Consider the following 16,405-nt stretch of genomic DNA (forward strand, 5'->3'; position numbering starts at 1 on the left):
GCGGTCTCAGGCAACGCGGGCCTTAGTCGTTTGTTGATCGACGCTGTCAGAGCGTCAGGCGGAACCGGGCGAAGCCATCCGCGCCTTCGCCGGCATCCTCGATCTTTATACCCTTGATCGCGGCAAGATAGTCGCGGGCCTTGGGGCCGGTCTCGAAGGTGACGGTTGTGTCGGCGAGCGGCGCGAAGGACCAGTTTCCGTCGGCCTGCGGGTCGATCGTGCCCTGTTCGACGATGTGGCGCACGATGATATCGCGATTGGTGTCGGGGCCGACAAAGACGACCTTGTCGCCGGCGATTTCCGGGAACTTGCCACCACCGCCGGCGCGGTAGTTGTTGGTCGCGACCACGAAGCGCTGGCCGGGATCGATGGGATGGCCGGAAAACTGCAGGTTGACGATACGGCTTGATTCGGGATGGATGATCTTGCCATCCTTGTCGTAGCGCGGCGGCTTGCTGAGGTCGATCTGATAGGTGACGCCGTCGATCACATCGTAGTTGTAGGACGGAAAGTCCGGATTGATCAGGGCTGCGTCCTTGGAGCCGGGGGTGATCTGGTTGAAGATCCCGGCCGACATTTCCAGCCAGTTCTTCACCTGCTCGCCGGTGATGGCGACGGCCTGGACGGTGTTTGGATAGAGGTAGAGATCCGCGACATTGCGGATTGCGATGTCGCCCGCCGGAACGTCGGTGAAATAGTCTGCGCCGCCGCGACCGCCGACCTTGAACGGCGCCGCGGCCGACAGGACCGGCAGGTCCTTCAGTTCGCCGTCCTTCAGCATGTCCTTGATATAGGCAGTCTGCGCGATCGAGACGATCTGCACCGAAGGATCGTCGGCGACCAGGGCAAAATAGGAATAGAGCGGTGCGGACGTCTTGCCGACCGGTGTGCGGACATAGTCGAGCGTTGCCTGATGTTCACCGGCGACCGCTGCGACCACCTCCGGCTTGTCCTTGACGTCAGCGACAACCTTCTTGTTTTCGTCGCGATGCGAGATCGGCCGGGCCTCACAGGTGAAGTCGACGATCTTCCAGCTCTTGCCGTCCTTTTCCAGCAACAGGTCGATCAGGCCCATATGCGAGCCCCAGAAGCCGGCCATGACGGCGGGCTTGCCAAGCAGCGTGCCCTTGACCGGATCGGCACCCGGCACGTCGACGAAATCCTTCGGGCCGGGAAAGACCAGATGCTGGTGGCCGGTGAAGATCGCATCGATGCCTTCGACGCCGGCGAGATAGAGCGAGGCATTTTCCATGCGCTCGCTCTGGCCATGGCCGTCGATTCCCGAATGCGAGAGCGCAATCACGATATCGGCGCCGTCTTCCTTCATCTGCGGCACCCAGGCTCGCGCCGTCTCGACGATATCACGCGTCTGCGCCTTGCCCTCGAGGTTCTTTGCGTCCCAGACCATGACCTGCGGCGGCACGAAGCCGATGAAGCCGACCTTGATCGGGCTTTCGGCGCCCGAGCCGTCGCGGATCATTTTTTCGAGGATGACATAGGGCTTGAAATACAGGTGATCCAACTTCGGGTTCGCCGCCAGTTCACCCTTGGACAGGTTGGCGCAGACGATCGGGAAATTGGCTCCCCCGAGCGTATTGAACATGAAGTCGAGACCGTAGTTGAACTCGTGATTTCCGAGCGTGCCGCAATCATAGCCGAGCACGTTCATCGCCTTGATCACCGGATGCAGGTCGCCGGCCTTCATGCCCTTCTTGTAGGCCATGTAGTCGCCCATCGGATTGCCCTGCAGAAGGTCGCCATTGTCGATCAGCAGCGAATTGCCGGCCTCGGCACGAATCGAATCGATGATCGAGGCGGTGCGCGCCAGGCCCATCGTGTCGTTCGGCTTGTCGGCGTAGTAGTCGTAGGGCATCACATTGACATGGATATCGGTGGTTTCCATCAGTCGCAGATGCGCTTGGCTGCCGTTTGCCCGCGCGGCAAAGGGATGAAGCGTGACGAGGGCGGCCGTGGCGGCAAGCCCGCCGAGCAAAGAGCGGCGCGAAATCGGATGCAGGTCGATTGACAATGGCATAGCGGGCATGAGGGCTCCTTCAGAAAATACCGTCTTTAAAGTTGAGGAGTTTAGGTCGCTTTCAAGACAGTTGCACCCCGAAAATGACAAGGGTGTGATGTGCGATCGCCGCATTCTCGCGCTGTTAGCGGCCGGACAAGTGTCCCGGGTCGCGATGGAAATGCCGGAAATAGGCGGAAATCTGCGCCAGGGTATTGCTGGTCTTTTCGAATTCCAGCCCCATCTTGCCGGCGCGGTACCAGCGCACCGTGCCTTCGATCAGGCCGAGTTCGGTTGTCCTGACGGTGACTGTGCTGCCGCGCTTGGCCTCGATCCAGCCCTCCAGTTGCAGCGCCATGCCTGTGCGGGAAATGTCGATGACGCGGATGTCGATCTGGTGGCCGAGATAGTCGAGCGTGCCCTTGAAGCGACAGCGGAGGCGCTGGGTCTGACGTCCGTCCTGGCCGGTGTTGAAGCTTTCCTGGCGGGTGGCAGCAAGCATGACTAATCGCTCCATGAAAAGGAATGAAAGAAATGCCGCCAAGTTTCGCCATGGGAATGAACAGGACCTCGCCGATCTCGTTAAAATGCTGGCGTTTCACCTAGAAGAAATAAGGTATTCGCCCCAAAGGAGGCGCGTTTTACCGTAAATTGATAGGGGTATTGTCCTGCCGCCAACAAAAATGGACGCCGAAGCGTCCATTCTTTTCGGTACGGTCGGGGCGTGGGTCACGGACGCCTGCAACAGGCAGCGCAAGACAGTGCAGCGGTTTTGCGCGAGCGACCTGCGCAAAACAGACGGCCGGAGGCTACCGGGCGATCTGGCAGATCGCGATATGCTTCAGCGCGTCAGTACCGGCCGGACTTCCTTGTGGAAGTTGCGGAAATAGGCGGCCAGTTTGGCCAGCGAATTGCTGTTCTGCTTGATCTGGATGCCCAGACGACCGCTGCGGTTCCAGCGCACTGTGCCCTCGATCAGGCCGATGTCATCGTTCTCGATGACGACCGAACTGCCGGCGGCGGCATGAAGCTGGCTGTACAGTTCGAGGGCGAGGCCGGTGCGTGAAATGTTGATCACGCGGGCATCGGCCTCCTGCTTGAGGTGGCGCACACGACTGTCGACACGGCAACGGCTTCTCGGCGATGTGCGCCCATCCATATTGAGGTTATTGCTCATTTGATTGTTCCAGCCATTGAGACAGGACCACGGTAGCGATGAAACGTAAGAACCGGTTGAACTCAATCGTTAGGATTGTCCGCAATCGGCGGTTTTAAAGCCCCACATTGGGACGATCGATGATTTCGCGCAGGGCAAAGCTCGAATTGATCTTCACGACATGGGGAAGGGCGGACAGCCAGTCCCTGTGGATGTGTTCGTAGTCTTCGAGATCCTTGGCCGCGACGCGCAGGATATAGTCGTATTCGCCCGACATCAGGTAGCAGACCAGAACATTCGGGCAGCGCTTCACCGCCGCCTCGAATTCCGTCAGCGTCTTGGCGAACTGGCCCGACAGCGAGATATGCACGATGACCATCATCTTGTACTCGATCGCCTTGTGCGACAGGCGCGCGTGATAGCCGCTGATCACGCCGGATTTCTCCAGCATGTCGTGGCGCCGCGAACAGGCGGATGCAGACAGGCCGACTTTTTCGGCAAGGTCGGCATTGGTCATTCTCCCGTTTTCCTGCAAAGCCTTCAGGATGGCAAGATCGATGCTGTCGAGCGCAGTCATCCGAAACATTCCTCAAAATTGGAGCAATTGACGCAATTATCTTCGAATGTCTCGCCTGTGGCAAACCGTATTTGCAAGGACATTCGCCGGGAAGAGTGTTTCAATTCGCTCCTTGTTGGAGGTGCGGCTTTGCCGCCGAAATGGAGAGGAACGCTGAATGCGTGTCGGTTGCCCGAAGGAAATCAAAAACCATGAATATCGTGTTGGGCTGACGCCGGGCGCGGTACGGGAATATGTGGCGCACGGCCACGACGTTCTGATTGAAACGGGTGCAGGCGCCGGCATTGGCGCAGACGATCATGCCTATATCGCCGCTGGCGCAAGGATTGCCGCCTCGGCGAAGGACGTGTTCGAAAAGTCCGACATGATCGTCAAGGTCAAGGAACCGCAGCCGTCCGAATGGGTACAGCTGCGCGACGGACAGATTCTCTACACCTACCTGCATCTGGCGCCGGATCCGGAGCAGACCAAGGGCCTGCTCGAATCGGGTGTCACCGCGATTGCCTATGAGACAGTGACCGACGAGCGTGGCGGCCTGCCTTTGCTGGCGCCGATGTCCGAAGTCGCCGGACGTCTGGCGATCCAGGCGGGCGCCACCGCCCTGCAAAAGGCCAATGGCGGCCGTGGTATTCTGCTTGGCGGCGTGCCGGGCGTTCTACCGGCCAAGGTCACCGTCATCGGCGGCGGCGTCGTCGGTCTGCACGCGGCCCGCATGGCTGTCGGGCTTGGCGCCGATGTCACCATCCTTGACCGCTCGCTGCCGCGGCTGCGCCAGCTTGACGATCTTTTCTCCGGCCGGATCCATACCGTCTATTCGACGATCGATGCGCTAGAGCAGGAAGTCTTTTCCGCCGATCTCGTCATCGGTGCCGTGTTGATCCCGGGCGCTGCGGCCCCCAAGCTGGTCACCCGGGAAATGCTCACAGGCATGAAGAAGGGTGCCGTCATCGTCGATGTCGCCATCGATCAGGGTGGCTGCTTCGAGACCTCGCATGCCACGACCCATTCCGACCCGACCTATGAAGTCGACGGGATCGTGCATTACTGCGTGGCCAACATGCCGGGCGCTGTCCCGGTTACGTCCGCCCACGCGCTGAACAATGCGACGCTGGTTCACGGTCTGGCGCTGGCCGATCGCGGTATGCGGGCCATTGCCGAGGACCGCCATCTCCGCAACGGCCTCAATGTGCACAAGGGTCGCATTACCAACAAGCCGGTAGCCGATGCCCTCGGTTATCCGGCATTCGCCGCCGAATCGCTGCTCAACGTTGCGTAAGGAATAGGATCTCCAGTCACCTTACCATGCGTGACGTCCGCAGCGCTTCACTGAGCGCGGCCAATTGGGCCGGCCGTATCCTTCGGCCGGCCTTTTCTTGTTGGACCGGTTTTTTACTGGGCCAGTGCCGCCGGTCCCGTCAGCCGCGTTCGATCCGGCACTGGTAGCAATTGTTGCGCGCCGAGCGCACATGCACATAGGCAATCGCCGGATCGGCAAGCAGTGCCGCGGCGCGGGCGGCGATTGCCGCTGTCGGAGTGACGGCGCCCGTTCCATAGACAATGCGATCGTCGGCACCATAGCCGCGCACGATATAGTCCGGGCTATCCAGCATCGGCGGCAGGATTTCGCTTGCGGCATACCGTGCGCAGGGTTTTGCGTGGAGGAAGATCGGTCCTGTTTCGGCATAGGGCTGCAGGCTCGGAAACGGTCGATAGGCGAGCGTCAGATAGGGCGCGCCTTCTTCGATGAAATCGAGGCAGTGCCGGCAGGGATAGCCGCCGCCCGGCGACAACCGCGTTTCGGGGGCAAGACCGTAGGCATCCGCCGCGCCGGCCTGATAGGCGACAAGCTCGTCGGTCAAAATGGCGGTGAAGTGCAGGCTCATGATCGTGTCTCGCAGATTATCTGAAGGATGTTTCCGGCGATCATGGGAAATTCTGCCGGCACGCTCCACCCGTTTCCTGCGGGCCGATGCGACATTCACCAAAAATGGAGGTTCTCTCGCCTATGCTGTTTCGATTAGCGTCATGCTAGCTGAACGGGATCGGGGCATTCCATGAGATATATGACCACTGCGCTGATCGCGCTCGGCGGCGCCTGCGCTGCATTCTTCGCCATGCCGGCGGGGTCGGCGAAAGCCGACCTGACGCAGGAGGAAATCACCGAAGGCCGCAGATATGTGGTCAACAACGCGATCTTCGTCCTCTTCCACGAGGGTGGCCATATGCTGGTCTCCGAACTCGGCTTGCCGGTGCTCGGCCGTGAAGAAGATGCGGTCGACGGCTTGTCCTCCGTGATGCTGCTGGAGAGCGAAGACGAGGAGTTGCGGGCGGCAATGCAGGATGCGGCCGATGGCTGGTTCCTGATCGATGCGGCGAATGCGCAAGGGCTCGAAGAGGCGGATTTCCAGGGCACCCACGGTCTCAACAAACAGCGTGCCTATGCGCTGGTCTGCATGATGTCCGGCAAGGATCCCGAATATTTCAAGGAGTTCATCGATTCCCTGGAATTTCCCGAGGACCGCCGTGCGGAGTGCGTGGATGAATACGCGCAGACGCGCGACAGCTGGTGGGGCGTGCTCGATCCTTATATCGATGACAATAAGACCTCGAATTTTACCGTTACCTACGAGCCGGCCGGCGACGATCTGAAATATGTCGAGGATATGCTGAAGGAGGGCGAGGTTCTCGAAGCGATTTCGGCAACCTTCGGCGAGGGATATAACATTCCCGATGGGATCAAGGTGACGGCCAAGACCTGCGGCGTCATCAATGCATTCTGGGATCCCGGGGCCCGAGAGATCACCTTCTGCTACGAGTTCGCGGCGCACCACGCCGATCTGGTCAGCCAGTATTACGAGGAAAATCGCGCGCAGCCATCATCGGAAGACCAGCCGCAGGCACAGGCTCCCGCCGACGGAAAAAGTGGACTGGTGTCCGCGCTCAAGGCCGCGGCCGCCGATCCGTGACGGCAGATCCCGCTTCGCCGCAGGCGAAGCGGGACTCACGGCCTTTGTCAGAATGTCGCGCCGTCGCGCTTCATCAACTGCAGCAGCTCCTGCTCGGTCATCGGCTCGACCAGCGCGTTGAAGGTCTCGACCGGGGAGAAGCCGAACTGCTGGTAGAGCTGCAGTGCGCGCGGATGGTCAAGCGAATTGGTCGTCACCGTCACCTTGTCCGGATTGCTCGTCCAGGCGGCATAAAGCGCCTGCAGCAGGAACCATTTGCCGATTCCAAGACCCAGGCCATATTCGAACAGGCCGAAGTAGGAGAGCTCGACTAGCTTTTCGTTTTCCTGCGATAATTCGTAGAAACCGGCCGGCGCGCCGTTCACATACAGGACCGAAATGGAGACCTTCGGATTGTGGATGATCGCCTTCAGCGCGTCGTCAGTCATGCGCAGGCGCTCGTACCAATGCCAGCGCGCACCGACCTGGCGATGCAGGAAGCGATAGAAGGCGAGCGGAATTTCCTGGGTGCGCATGATGGCGGTCTGGATGTTGACCGGTACCGGCAGGCTGGATTTCGGCGGCGCCGTCATTTCGAGCCGGGTGACGTGGGCCGTCAACGGTCCGTCCGTCCTTGACGTCAAAGGTTCGGCCGCACCCGTCGTCACCGGCGTGTCAGTCTTGGAGCCCCATTCCGACCACGAGCCATCATAGAGCGAATTGTCGGTATGGCCGAGCGATTCCAGCGCAAGTGTCACGACCGCTGCCGTCACGCCGGATCCACAGCTGGTCACCACCGGCTGCGACAGATCGATCCCGGCATTGGTGAAGATCGAGCGCAGGGTGGCCAGGTCCTTCAGGCGGCCGTTTTCAGCCAGAATCGATGCCGGCACGCTGCGCGCGCCTGGGATGTGGCCGGAGCGCATTCCCTCGCGCGGTTCCGGCTCCTCGCCGGTGAAGCGGCCGGCCGGGCGTGCATCGGCAATCTGGCGGTCACCGTTGTCGGCAATGGCCGACATCTGGTCGAAGGAGGTGATCCGGTTGCGGTCGAAATGCGCTTCGAACGTCACGGGCTCCGGCTCGGGCAGGTCGGTTTCCAGCTTGCGGCCATCGGCTTTCCAGCCATCCAGCCCGCGGTCGAGCACATAGACGCGCTGCGCGCCCATGACGCGGAACATCCACCAGACGCGCGGCGCCGAAAAGAAGCCCGGACCGTCATAGACCACGATCGTGTCCGTCGCGGAAATCCCGAGCTGGCCGACGGCATCGGCAAAGAAGGCGGGCGAGGGCAGGGAATGCGGAAGATTGGTGCTTTTGTCGGCGATCACGTCCTGATCGAAGAAGACGGCACCGGGAATATGGCCGGCGGCATATTCGGCAGCACCATTGCGATTATGAGCCGGCAGGTACCATGACGCGTCGACAAGCCTGAATTCGGGAGCCCCGAGGTGCTTTTCGACCCAGTCTGCTGAGACGACGAAACGGCTTCTTTCCCCGGACATGCTGTTCTCCCGTACCTTGTTTCAGGCGGAGACCTCCGGAGCACCAAAGCGGATGCGGAACCGGCGGTTCTCCTTGCCCTTTTTCTCGATTTTGGCGATATGAATCGCGCCGACCTCCTGGGTCTCTGAAACATGTGTGCCGCCGCAGGGCTGGCTGTCAACGGCGGAGTTCTCGCCGATGGCGACAAGGCTGACCCGACCGAGACCGACGGGCGGGCGGACATTCTTCGACTTGACGATTCCCGGATTGGCGATGAGCTCGGCGTCGGTGATCCATTGCAGATAAACCGGGTGGTTTTCCGCGACCAGCTTCATCAGGTCGGTGGTGACCTGTTCCTTGTCGATCGTCTCCGACATGTCGAAATCGACGCGGCTTTCCTCCTCGCCGACGGCAGCACCAGTGATCGGAAACGGACAGACGACGGACAGCAGATGGCAGGCGGTGTGCATGCGCATCAGCTTGTAGCGCCGCGGCCAGTCGATATGCAGGACCAGCGTTTCGCCGACCGCCGGTGACGGCTGGCCCTCGGCCGGCTGATGTAGGATGATGTCCTTGGTCTCGCCATGACGCGTCAGCGCGATGGCGATGCGGCTGCCGTCCGCACGTTCCAGAAAACCGAGGTCTCCGGGCTGGCCGCCCGAAGCAGCGTAGAAACAGGTCTGGTCGAGTTCGATGCCGCCATCTTGATGGATGGCCGTCACCACCGCTTCGCATGTCGAGAGATAGAAGTCGTCGCGATAAAGAGCGGTGGTGGGCATGCTATTCCTCAGGCAGTTTCGAACGGCAGGTCATAGTCGGTGCGCTTTTCCATCCACCCCGGTACCGGCAGTTCCTTGGAGCGTAGGAATTCCGGATTGAACAGCTTCGACTGGTAACGGTTGCCGTAGTCGCACAGGATCGTCACGATCGTATGGCCGGGGCCGAGATCTTTCGCAAGCCGGATCGCGCCGGCAATGTTGATGCCTGACGAGCCGCCCAGGCACAGGCCTTCGTTTTCGACCAGGTCGAAGACGATGTCGAGCGCTTCGGAATCCGGGATCTGGTAAGCGTGGTCAGGGGTGAAGCCTTCGAGATTGGCGGTGATCCGACCTTGGCCGATACCCTCGGTGATCGAAGAGCCGGACGACTTCAGCTCGCCGTTCTTGTAGAATTCGTAGAGTGCTGCGCCAAGCGGATCGGCAAGACCGATCTTGACCTCGGGCTTAAGGTTGCGAAGGCCGATCCCCGTACCGGCCAGCGTGCCGCCGGAGCCGACGGCGCAGATGAAGCCATCGACTTCCCCACCGGTCTGCTCGAAGATTTCCCGGGCCGTCGTTGCGATATGGGCATCGCGATTGACCGTGTTGTCGAACTGGTTAGCCCAGATCGCCCCATTCGGCTCGCTCTTGGCAAGTTGGGCGGCCAGTCGGCCGGAAATCTTCACGTAATTGTTCGGGTTCTTGTAGGGAACCGCCGGGACCTCGACCAATTCGGCGCCGAGCAGCTTCAGCGCGTCCTTCTTTTCCTGGCTCTGGGTTTCGGGAATGACGATCACCGTGCGGTAGCCAAGCGCCTTGGCAACCAGGGTCAGGCCGATGCCGGTATTGCCGGCCGTGCCCTCGACGATCACGCCGCCGGGCCGCAGCAGGCCACGCTTTTCGGCGTCGCGGATGATGAACAGGGCAGCGCGATCCTTGACCGACTGGCCGGGGTTCAGGAACTCGGCCTTGCCGAGAATGGTGCAGCCGGTCGCCTGCGAGGCGCCCTTCAGCCGGATGAGGGGCGTATTGCCGATCGCTTCGAGCACGGAGGGATGAAATGCCATGAATATCTGCCTTCTCTTTGTCCGGACACTAGAACCAATCGCGGCGAAATGAAAAGCGCGCGCCCATGCGATTTTGTCCTTCTGGATATGATTATGTGGGCGAAGCGGTCTGCGCGGGATTTAACCGGTGTTTTCCGCTTGGGGGCCGGCAAAGGCAAGGAATGGCATTTCGCGCCGAGGTGGGGGGAGGAAAAATGCGTTCGGATTGGGCTACATTTGGAAGGCTGTCGAACCGGCTGCTTTCATTCGTCGCAAAATCGATCAGTAGTGATGGCGGCATTGCGCGATCAGTACGCCATCTTCCGTCGGGCGATAGACGAGCCGATGCTCCTGGTCGATCCGCCGCGACCACCAGCCACGCAGATCACCCCGCAGCGGCTCCGGTTTGCCGATACCCTGAAACGGTGACCGGCTGGTTTCCCTGATCAGGTGATTGACGCGCGCCAGCATTTTCTGATCGGTGGACTGCCAATATAGGTAATCCTCCCAGGCACGCGCATGAAAGATGATCTTCACTCAGAAAGCTCGCGCACGTCGCCCTTACCTTCATCGAGTTCACGCACCGCTTCGAGCAGGCGTTCCGCATTGCGGGGGCTCTTCAACAGATGCTGCGTCTCCTCATAGGAAGCAAAATCCTCCACCGACATGAGAACGGCGGCAGGCTTGCCGCGATCACGGGTGATCAGGACAGGAGTGCGGTCCTCCGTCACGCTGTCGAGCAGGGAGGCGAGGTTCTTGCGCAGGTCGCTGTAGGATGTGGTTCTCATGGGTGAATTGTACGCAATTGCGTACAGGAATCAAGTGCTATCATGGTCGGCGTGAGCGCACGTCAACGCCGGTTTCCATTGCTGATCGTTAGAAATTGACCGATCGCCTTCACCGGATCTTCATACCTAGCGGGGAAGTCTGCGGATAATGCGGCTCAAGGTTGTGCGAAGGGTGAAGATGCTGAGGGTTCTTGCGGCTTTGGCCCTGTGTTTGACGCTTGCCGGCTGCGATCTGCTCTTCGATTTCCCGGAATGGCGATGGCATCAGAAACTGACGGTGTCCGTCATGACGACGGGGGGGATGAAGTCCGGCAGTTCGGTTACGTCCGCGCGTATCGAGTTTCCGCCCAAATGGACGGGCGTGGGCGATACGGCCGGCATGCAGCGCGGTGGCGTCTCCGGCGAGGCGGTCGTGGTCGATCTCGGCGAGGGCCGTTATCTGTTCGCCCTGCTCCAGGGCTACACCGAATGGACAGCCTATACCGCCTTTTTCCCGGAACTGGAAGGAAAGGCACTGCTGAAGGAGGAGATGTTTCCCTATCTCGACCGACTGGTTGCAAGCACCGGCCAGTCCCGTGACGTGCCGCGCAAGCACTATCCGCTGCTCGTCACCTTTGGCGACATCGGTGACCCTGCCACCGTTCGCCGGGTCGATCCCGGAAACCTTGCGGCCAGCCTTGGCCCCGGCTATCTGCTCAATGCTATCACGTTGTCGGTTACGGACGAGCCGATGACCGAGGGGCGAGTGGAGAAGGTGCTGGGATGGCTCACTGCAATTGGACGCGAGCGTCCAACTTTAATTCCAAATCCTCCCAGACTTCGCGAGAATGCGACTGATCCTGACATTCAATATTTGACTCCCCGTCCTTTTTCGACGGAGCTTTACAAATGACTATGTCTTTGAAACTCACTCCCCCTTCAACCCCTGCAGAGCCGCAAGCGCCTCGTCGCGCGCCTGTTTGTGATCGACGATCGGTTTTGCGTAGGTTTCGCCCAGGATTACGCCGGCTTCCTTCAGCACCGTAAGCGGCGCCTCGAACGGCCGGTGGATATAGGCGTCCGGCATAGCCTTCAGCTCCGGCACGAAGGTGCGGATATAGTGGCCTTCGACGTCGAATTTTTCGCCCTGGGTGATCGGGTTGAAGATGCGGAAGAACGGCGACGCGTCGGCGCCGGAGCCGGCGACCCATTGCCAGCTGGCGGCGTTAGACGCCGGATCGGCATCGACCAGCGTGTCGCGGAACCAGCGCTCGCCCTCGCGCCAGTCGATCATCAGGTCCTTGATCAGGAACGAGGCGGCGATCATCCGCACCCGGTTGTGCATGTAACCGTGGCGCCAGAGCTGGCGCATGCCGGCATCGACGATCGGGTAACCGGTCTGGCCGCGCTGCCACTTTTCCAGGAGATCCGGCGCCGACCGCCACGGAAAGGCGTCGAATTTGGCATTCCAGTTCTTCGACTTGAGGTCGGGAAAATGAAACAGAAGATGGTAAGAGAAGTCACGCCAGACCACTTCCTTGCGGAAATGGATGATGTCTTCGGAGGCGAAGCGCCCGGCAAGGCCGCGCGTCGCATGCCAGATCCGGGCCGGGGAAATCTCGCCCATCGCCAGATGTGGCGACAGCATCGACGTATTTGGCCGGGCAGGGAAATCGCGCAAGGTTCGATAGCCGGCAAGGCCGTTTTCGATAAAGGCATCGAGCCGCGCCAGGGCGCCGGCTTCGCCGGGCTGCCATATCTCGGAAAATCCGCTCGCCCAGTTCGGCTTTGTCGGAAGCAGGGCCCAACTGTCGAGCGGTTCACTGTTTGGCCAGAACGGCGGCTTGTTGAGGGAGGTCGGTGCAGGCGCCGGTTCGCGCGGTTCGCCGGAGCTTTCAAGCGCCTTCCAGAAAGGCGTGTAGACCCTGAAATTGCCGCCGGCGCCGGTGGTCAACCGCGTCGGCTCATGCAGGATCTGACCGGCAAAGGTGCGCACGATCAGGCCGTCTTCGGTCAATCGCGCCTTGATCGCCCTGTCGATGGCAATGCCCGGTGGATCGTAGCGGCGATTCCAGTAGACGCTGGCGGCCCCCGTCTCGTCGATCAACTGGTCCAGCACCTGTCCGGCCGGACCGCTGCGCAAGGTCAGTCGGCTGCCGATCGCCTCAAGCGAGCGGGCAAGGGCTGCGAGGGAGTGATGCAGCCACCAGGCCTGCGCCGCTCCGAGCGGTCCGGTGCCGGCCTCGGCCGGCTCGCGGATATAAACCGGAATAACAAGCCGCCCCTCGTCGGCCGCCGTTGCCAGTGCCGCATTGTCATCGAGACGCAGGTCCTTGCGGAACCACAAAATCAGGGGTTTGGTCGAGGGCATTCCGGATACTCATCTGCTGTTTAACCTCCTGATACGAAGGATCAGCGCGGAAGGATCATGCCGGAGTGGGAATTAGCCGGGAAAGGAGCAAAAGCGCCTTCAGGCAGCCGTCAGCACGGCGGGGGAACGGTGACGTTGCTCGGCATGAATCAATGCCATGATTTCCGTCGCATTTTCGCGAACATAGAGGCGATGGAGCTTTTCCGCGACCGGTGCGTTTGTCAGCAGGCAGGTGTATTTCTCCCGATCGAACCAGCGGAAGTCCACCACATTGTCCATGTTCACGAAGAGGGGGAAGCCGTCCCCGTCATGAAGCTGGATCCACATCTGCGACTCTCCTAAATGCCATTTGTCAATGTTCGACGGATAGCAAGCAAAGATGAAGACGGAGTTGCCGCACTGACAAAAGACGAGTGATGAAGGTTGAAAGAGAGTTGATGCGGAAGCCCGCGAACGCAGGATCCTGAAAGAGAAAAGGCCCGCGCTTGTACAGCGCAGGCCTTTTGAATGAGATGGCTCCCCGGGCCGGATTCGAACCGGCGACCTGTCGATTAACAGTCGAATGCTCTACCGCTGAGCTACCAGGGAACAGCCGCTTGCCGCGGTGTGAGTGGGCTAATACAAATGCTGGTTCGATTTGCCAAGCGGTTTTTCAAAAAAAATGCATTCGGCTTGTTTTATTCTGTGGGCTACCCATCTGTTGAGGGCAGAAAAAGCAGCAGAAAATGCCGGAAATGCAGGGAGTTTGACGATTGGCAGAGCGTAGATACCGGATAGATGCCGCGCGCGGGCGACTTGTTCTTCCAGGCTTCGAAATCCCCTTTCCACGGTCTCGCGTTGGTCGGATCGCGACAGGATCGGCTCTGATCGGCGGCGGCTTTCTCGGATTTCTGCCGATCCTCGGCTTCTGGATGGTGCCGCTTGGCGTCCTCGTGCTCTCGCATGACCTGTCCTTCGTCCGCCGTCGGCGTCGCCGCATCGCCATCTGGTGGCGCAAGCGACATCCGGAGGTCAAGCGCGCCGGGACCAAGTGAGCCCTCGCGTGCGGGAGCTCGACCGCTCCGAGGTGTAAACTCTGATGCCGTGACGCAGGACCGGATGATGGTCCGTCTGGTTTCGGTTCGCGTGGTTGCGCATTGTCGAGGCCCGTCCGTGTTGAGGCGGGGCTTTGTCCGGCGACTATGTCAAATGCAAATGCGCGTCCGCCGCCGTGCTGCTAGAATCAACGACGTCATCACGACGCAAGCCTGGCGATAAACGGACGACCAGTCCGATGGCAGGGCAGGAGGGGCGATGAACGATTCAGCTCAACAGTTTCTGCCGGAGATGGTGTCTGGGATCATGTCGCCGGTCGATCTTCGTGTGATGCGGGATGCCGTGCATGATGCACTGCTTATGGCGCACGATGCCGGTGATCCTCTTCGTACTGTCGGCGATATCGAGACCCTGGGCAGGGTCGTCCTGAAGCTCTACGCAGCCGGTCTCGTCGATCCGGCAAAGCTCGCCGACGCCGCTGGCACGATGACCGGGGTCGGGCTGATCCACAGTTTGCGCTGAGCAATCTGAGATTTGCGATGCCGCGCCGGGGTTTTCAAAAATTCCCCTTGCGCTCACTCTCGATCCGTTCTAAACGCCGCCCACCACTCGCTTTTAAGCAAAACGGACGGCCTCGTGGCGGAGTGGTTACGCAGAGGACTGCAAATCCTTGCACCCCGGTTCGATTCCGGGCGAGGCCTCCAACTCTTCTTTCTTTTTCATCTTTGGGCTCTGGCATTTATGCCTTGAGAGCTGCCGACTGTCCGCGGCTTGCGGCCAAGTTTGTGCCAATCGCCGGGTCTGGCGGGATGCGCCCGATTTTGGCCGGGCGTGGCCATTGCCGGACGTCAGTGCGTGGCGCAATCCACAGCGATCGATCTCAATCCGATAGTGCTGAGGAGCCAGCCATGCGTCAGGTCACCGCTTTCGTTCTTGCGTCCGTGTTCGTTTTTGCACCCGTTGCGGCATCAGCCGAAGACCTTACCTTCACGCTCGACAACAGATCGGGCGCCATGATCGTAAAGTTCTTCGCAACGCCCGCTGACGGCTCGGGCAAACGCATCGAACTGCTCAACAAGCACGGTCTCTGGGCGGGTAAGTCGCGCATGTTGACCATTGCCGACGATTCCGATGCCTGTGTCTACTCCACACGCGCAGTGTTCGAAGACAACTCTTATGAGGACATCAGCGACAAGACCGATTTCTGCGAGGTTGGCAACTATACGATCGGCGAGTGACGATCGGGCTGCCAGCTGCCAGTCTGTCGATGCCATATGCAGCCTTTGCCGCAGCTGCGATATTCTGCAGCTATCCGCCCTGTGTGTCTTGAAAGCCGGACGGCCTGCAATTAAGACACTGGGTCATGACACCGGCCGATATGGGGCGACAGGAAATGATGGACTACACAGCAGCACGCACCAAGATGGTGGACAATCAGATTCGCACGACCGACGTCACGTCGCATTCCGTGCTGGCCGCATGTCTGACCGTGCCACGCGAAGCGTTCGTGCCGCAGCATCTGAAGGCGCTTGCCTATATCGACCAGGACATGCAGGTGGCTCCGGCCGTCGCCGGCAGTACCGGCCGCTATATCATGGAGGCGTCGCCGCTGGCCAAGCTGCTGCAGCTTGCCGCCATCACCCGCGACGATCTCGTTCTCGAGATTGGCTGTGCAACGGGTTACGTATCGGCGCTCCTGTCGTCTCTGGCCGGCTCGGTCGTTGCGGTCGAACAGGACGAGGCGCTGGCCAATACGGCAACTCAGACCCTTTCCAGCCTTGGCTATGACAATGTGGCCGTCGTCACCGGTCCGCTGGAGCAGGGCTATCCCGCTGAGGCGCCCTATGACGTGATCTTCGTCAATGGTGCGATCGAGGTTCTGCCCGAGGCGCTGCTTTCGCAGTTGCGCGAAGGTGGCCGTCTGGTGGCGGTCGTCGGTTACGGCAATGCCGCGCGCGCCCGTCTTTATGTCAAGGCCGACGGCATCACCTCTTACACCGAATATTTCAATGCGTCGGTCAAGCCGCTGCCGGGTTTCCGCAAGGTTGCCGAATTCGTTTTCTGATCCCGGCAAACGGCGATCATGGACAGGGCCTGCCTCGTGCGGGCCCTTTTTGTTTTCAGCAGGGCAACAAAGCTGTGCATCAAGCCAGTTCGTTGCACCGCCGTGATTTTTTTCTGCGAAAGCGTATCCTAGGGTGAACCGAATCGGCCGAGATGCGACTTGATGGCCGAACATTCTAGGGACAACGGG

At 60.4% G+C, this 16,405-nt stretch carries 19 protein-coding genes and 2 tRNA genes; 8 read left to right on the top strand and 13 right to left on the bottom strand.

Features of this window, described 5'->3' with window-relative positions; genetic code table 11:
• Window positions 1–46: 46 nt before the first annotated feature.
• The 4 genes from IM739_RS11140 to IM739_RS11155 form a co-directional block, all read right to left on the bottom strand.
• A complete protein-coding gene (locus IM739_RS11140) occupies window positions 47–2,035 on the bottom strand; it encodes a bifunctional 2',3'-cyclic-nucleotide 2'-phosphodiesterase/3'-nucleotidase (RefSeq protein WP_237371041.1) in 1,989 nt (662 codons plus the stop codon).
• A gap of 124 nt (window positions 2,036–2,159) precedes the next feature.
• The gene (locus IM739_RS11145; protein ID WP_237367839.1) at window positions 2,160–2,516 is read right to left on the bottom strand and encodes a PilZ domain-containing protein; all 357 of its coding nucleotides are present in this window, start codon (window positions 2,514–2,516) and stop codon (window positions 2,160–2,162) included.
• Between the two features lie 339 nt (window positions 2,517–2,855).
• A complete protein-coding gene (locus tag IM739_RS11150) occupies window positions 2,856–3,191 on the bottom strand; it encodes a PilZ domain-containing protein (protein ID WP_237367840.1) in 336 nt (111 codons plus the stop codon).
• A 94-nt stretch (window positions 3,192–3,285) separates the two neighbouring features.
• Window positions 3,286–3,747: an Lrp/AsnC family transcriptional regulator gene (locus tag IM739_RS11155; RefSeq protein ID WP_237367841.1), complete on the bottom strand. Its 462-nt coding sequence runs from the start codon at window positions 3,745–3,747 to the stop codon at window positions 3,286–3,288.
• A gap of 157 nt (window positions 3,748–3,904) precedes the next feature.
• On the opposite strand from IM739_RS11155, the gene ald reads away from it, so the two are divergent.
• Window positions 3,905–5,023, top strand: a complete 1,119-nt coding sequence (gene ald, locus IM739_RS11160) for an alanine dehydrogenase (protein ID WP_237367842.1) — start codon at window positions 3,905–3,907, stop codon at window positions 5,021–5,023.
• Window positions 5,024–5,162: 139 nt separating this feature from the next.
• Here ald and IM739_RS11165 read toward each other — a convergent pair whose 3' ends face one another.
• Window positions 5,163–5,633: a DUF1203 domain-containing protein gene (locus tag IM739_RS11165; RefSeq protein WP_237371042.1), complete on the bottom strand. Its 471-nt coding sequence runs from the start codon at window positions 5,631–5,633 to the stop codon at window positions 5,163–5,165.
• Window positions 5,634–5,801: 168 nt separating this feature from the next.
• On the opposite strand from IM739_RS11165, the gene IM739_RS11170 reads away from it, so the two are divergent.
• Complete coding sequence (locus tag IM739_RS11170) at window positions 5,802–6,713, top strand: DUF4344 domain-containing metallopeptidase (RefSeq protein ID WP_237367843.1); 912 nt, start codon at window positions 5,802–5,804, stop codon at window positions 6,711–6,713.
• Between the two features lie 47 nt (window positions 6,714–6,760).
• Here IM739_RS11170 and sseA read toward each other — a convergent pair whose 3' ends face one another.
• From sseA to IM739_RS11195, 5 genes are all read right to left on the bottom strand, one after another.
• Window positions 6,761–8,194: a 3-mercaptopyruvate sulfurtransferase gene (gene sseA / locus IM739_RS11175; RefSeq protein WP_237367844.1), complete on the bottom strand. Its 1,434-nt coding sequence runs from the start codon at window positions 8,192–8,194 to the stop codon at window positions 6,761–6,763.
• A 21-nt stretch (window positions 8,195–8,215) separates the two neighbouring features.
• Window positions 8,216–8,953, bottom strand: coding sequence for an alanyl-tRNA editing protein (locus IM739_RS11180; protein WP_237367845.1), 738 nt, complete (start codon window positions 8,951–8,953; stop codon window positions 8,216–8,218).
• Between the two features lie 8 nt (window positions 8,954–8,961).
• Window positions 8,962–9,999, bottom strand: a complete 1,038-nt coding sequence (locus IM739_RS11185) for a cysteine synthase A (protein ID WP_237367846.1) — start codon at window positions 9,997–9,999, stop codon at window positions 8,962–8,964.
• Window positions 10,000–10,260: 261 nt separating this feature from the next.
• Complete coding sequence (locus tag IM739_RS11190; protein ID WP_237367847.1) at window positions 10,261–10,515, bottom strand: Txe/YoeB family addiction module toxin; 255 nt, start codon at window positions 10,513–10,515, stop codon at window positions 10,261–10,263.
• Window positions 10,512–10,766 (bottom strand): type II toxin-antitoxin system Phd/YefM family antitoxin, encoded by a 255-nt coding sequence (locus IM739_RS11195; RefSeq protein ID WP_113141125.1) that lies wholly within the window; start codon window positions 10,764–10,766, stop codon window positions 10,512–10,514. The genes IM739_RS11190 and IM739_RS11195 overlap by 4 nt, the downstream gene beginning before the upstream one ends.
• A 211-nt stretch (window positions 10,767–10,977) precedes the next feature.
• On the opposite strand from IM739_RS11195, the gene IM739_RS11200 reads away from it, so the two are divergent.
• Complete coding sequence (locus tag IM739_RS11200; RefSeq protein ID WP_237367848.1) at window positions 10,978–11,658, top strand: hypothetical protein; 681 nt, start codon at window positions 10,978–10,980, stop codon at window positions 11,656–11,658.
• Window positions 11,659–11,673: 15 nt separating this feature from the next.
• Here IM739_RS11200 and IM739_RS11205 read toward each other — a convergent pair whose 3' ends face one another.
• From IM739_RS11205 to IM739_RS11215, 3 genes are all read right to left on the bottom strand, one after another.
• Window positions 11,674–13,116, bottom strand: coding sequence for a cryptochrome/photolyase family protein (locus IM739_RS11205; protein WP_237367849.1), 1,443 nt, complete (start codon window positions 13,114–13,116; stop codon window positions 11,674–11,676).
• A gap of 99 nt (window positions 13,117–13,215) precedes the next feature.
• Window positions 13,216–13,443 carry a hypothetical protein gene (locus IM739_RS11210; protein ID WP_007606528.1) on the bottom strand — a complete coding sequence of 76 codons (228 nt, stop codon included), beginning with the start codon at window positions 13,441–13,443 and terminating at the stop codon, window positions 13,216–13,218.
• Window positions 13,444–13,629: 186 nt separating this feature from the next.
• A tRNA-Asn gene (locus IM739_RS11215) sits at window positions 13,630–13,704 on the bottom strand.
• A gap of 164 nt (window positions 13,705–13,868) precedes the next feature.
• Here IM739_RS11215 and IM739_RS11220 point away from each other — a divergent pair.
• The 5 genes from IM739_RS11220 (at window position 13,869) to IM739_RS11240 (ending at window position 16,216) form a co-directional block, all read left to right on the top strand.
• Window positions 13,869–14,150, top strand: a complete 282-nt coding sequence (locus IM739_RS11220; protein ID WP_237367850.1) for a hypothetical protein — start codon at window positions 13,869–13,871, stop codon at window positions 14,148–14,150.
• A 259-nt stretch (window positions 14,151–14,409) separates the two neighbouring features.
• Window positions 14,410–14,673, top strand: a complete 264-nt coding sequence (locus tag IM739_RS11225) for a hypothetical protein (protein WP_237367851.1) — start codon at window positions 14,410–14,412, stop codon at window positions 14,671–14,673.
• Window positions 14,674–14,781: 108 nt separating this feature from the next.
• Window positions 14,782–14,855 (top strand) — tRNA-Cys (locus tag IM739_RS11230).
• A 204-nt stretch (window positions 14,856–15,059) separates the two neighbouring features.
• Window positions 15,060–15,389, top strand: a complete 330-nt coding sequence (locus IM739_RS11235) for a hypothetical protein (protein ID WP_237367852.1) — start codon at window positions 15,060–15,062, stop codon at window positions 15,387–15,389.
• A 158-nt stretch (window positions 15,390–15,547) separates the two neighbouring features.
• The gene (locus IM739_RS11240; protein ID WP_237371043.1) at window positions 15,548–16,216 is read left to right on the top strand and encodes a protein-L-isoaspartate O-methyltransferase family protein; all 669 of its coding nucleotides are present in this window, start codon (window positions 15,548–15,550) and stop codon (window positions 16,214–16,216) included.
• Window positions 16,217–16,405: the final 189 nt, after the last annotated feature.

Origin of the sequence: Rhizobium sp. SL42 (assembly GCF_021729845.1) — a bacterium.
Classification (GTDB): Bacteria; Pseudomonadota; Alphaproteobacteria; order Rhizobiales; family Rhizobiaceae; genus Allorhizobium.

Bases quoted from the DNA above. Each gene is read 5' to 3' on its own strand.
- IM739_RS11235 (WP_237367852.1), top strand. From the start codon at position 15,060: ATGCGTCAGGTCACCGCTTTCGTTCTTGCGTCCGTGTTCGTTTTTGCA.
- IM739_RS11145 (WP_237367839.1), bottom strand. From the start codon at position 2,516: ATGCTTGCTGCCACCCGCCAGGAAAGCTTCAACACCGGCCAGGACGGA.
- IM739_RS11150 (WP_237367840.1), bottom strand. From the start codon at position 3,191: ATGAGCAATAACCTCAATATGGATGGGCGCACATCGCCGAGAAGCCGT.
- IM739_RS11240 (WP_237371043.1), top strand. From the start codon at position 15,548: ATGGACTACACAGCAGCACGCACCAAGATGGTGGACAATCAGATTCGC.
- ald (WP_237367842.1), top strand. From the start codon at position 3,905: ATGCGTGTCGGTTGCCCGAAGGAAATCAAAAACCATGAATATCGTGTT.
- IM739_RS11185 (WP_237367846.1), bottom strand. From the start codon at position 9,999: ATGGCATTTCATCCCTCCGTGCTCGAAGCGATCGGCAATACGCCCCTC.
- IM739_RS11140 (WP_237371041.1), bottom strand. From the start codon at position 2,035: ATGCCATTGTCAATCGACCTGCATCCGATTTCGCGCCGCTCTTTGCTC.
- IM739_RS11225 (WP_237367851.1), top strand. From the start codon at position 14,410: ATGAACGATTCAGCTCAACAGTTTCTGCCGGAGATGGTGTCTGGGATC.
- IM739_RS11155 (WP_237367841.1), bottom strand. From the start codon at position 3,747: ATGACTGCGCTCGACAGCATCGATCTTGCCATCCTGAAGGCTTTGCAG.
- IM739_RS11180 (WP_237367845.1), bottom strand. From the start codon at position 8,953: ATGCCCACCACCGCTCTTTATCGCGACGACTTCTATCTCTCGACATGC.
- IM739_RS11195 (WP_113141125.1), bottom strand. From the start codon at position 10,766: ATGAGAACCACATCCTACAGCGACCTGCGCAAGAACCTCGCCTCCCTG.
- IM739_RS11205 (WP_237367849.1), bottom strand. From the start codon at position 13,116: ATGCCCTCGACCAAACCCCTGATTTTGTGGTTCCGCAAGGACCTGCGT.
- IM739_RS11210 (WP_007606528.1), bottom strand. From the start codon at position 13,443: ATGTGGATCCAGCTTCATGACGGGGACGGCTTCCCCCTCTTCGTGAAC.
- sseA (WP_237367844.1), bottom strand. From the start codon at position 8,194: ATGTCCGGGGAAAGAAGCCGTTTCGTCGTCTCAGCAGACTGGGTCGAA.
- IM739_RS11170 (WP_237367843.1), top strand. From the start codon at position 5,802: ATGAGATATATGACCACTGCGCTGATCGCGCTCGGCGGCGCCTGCGCT.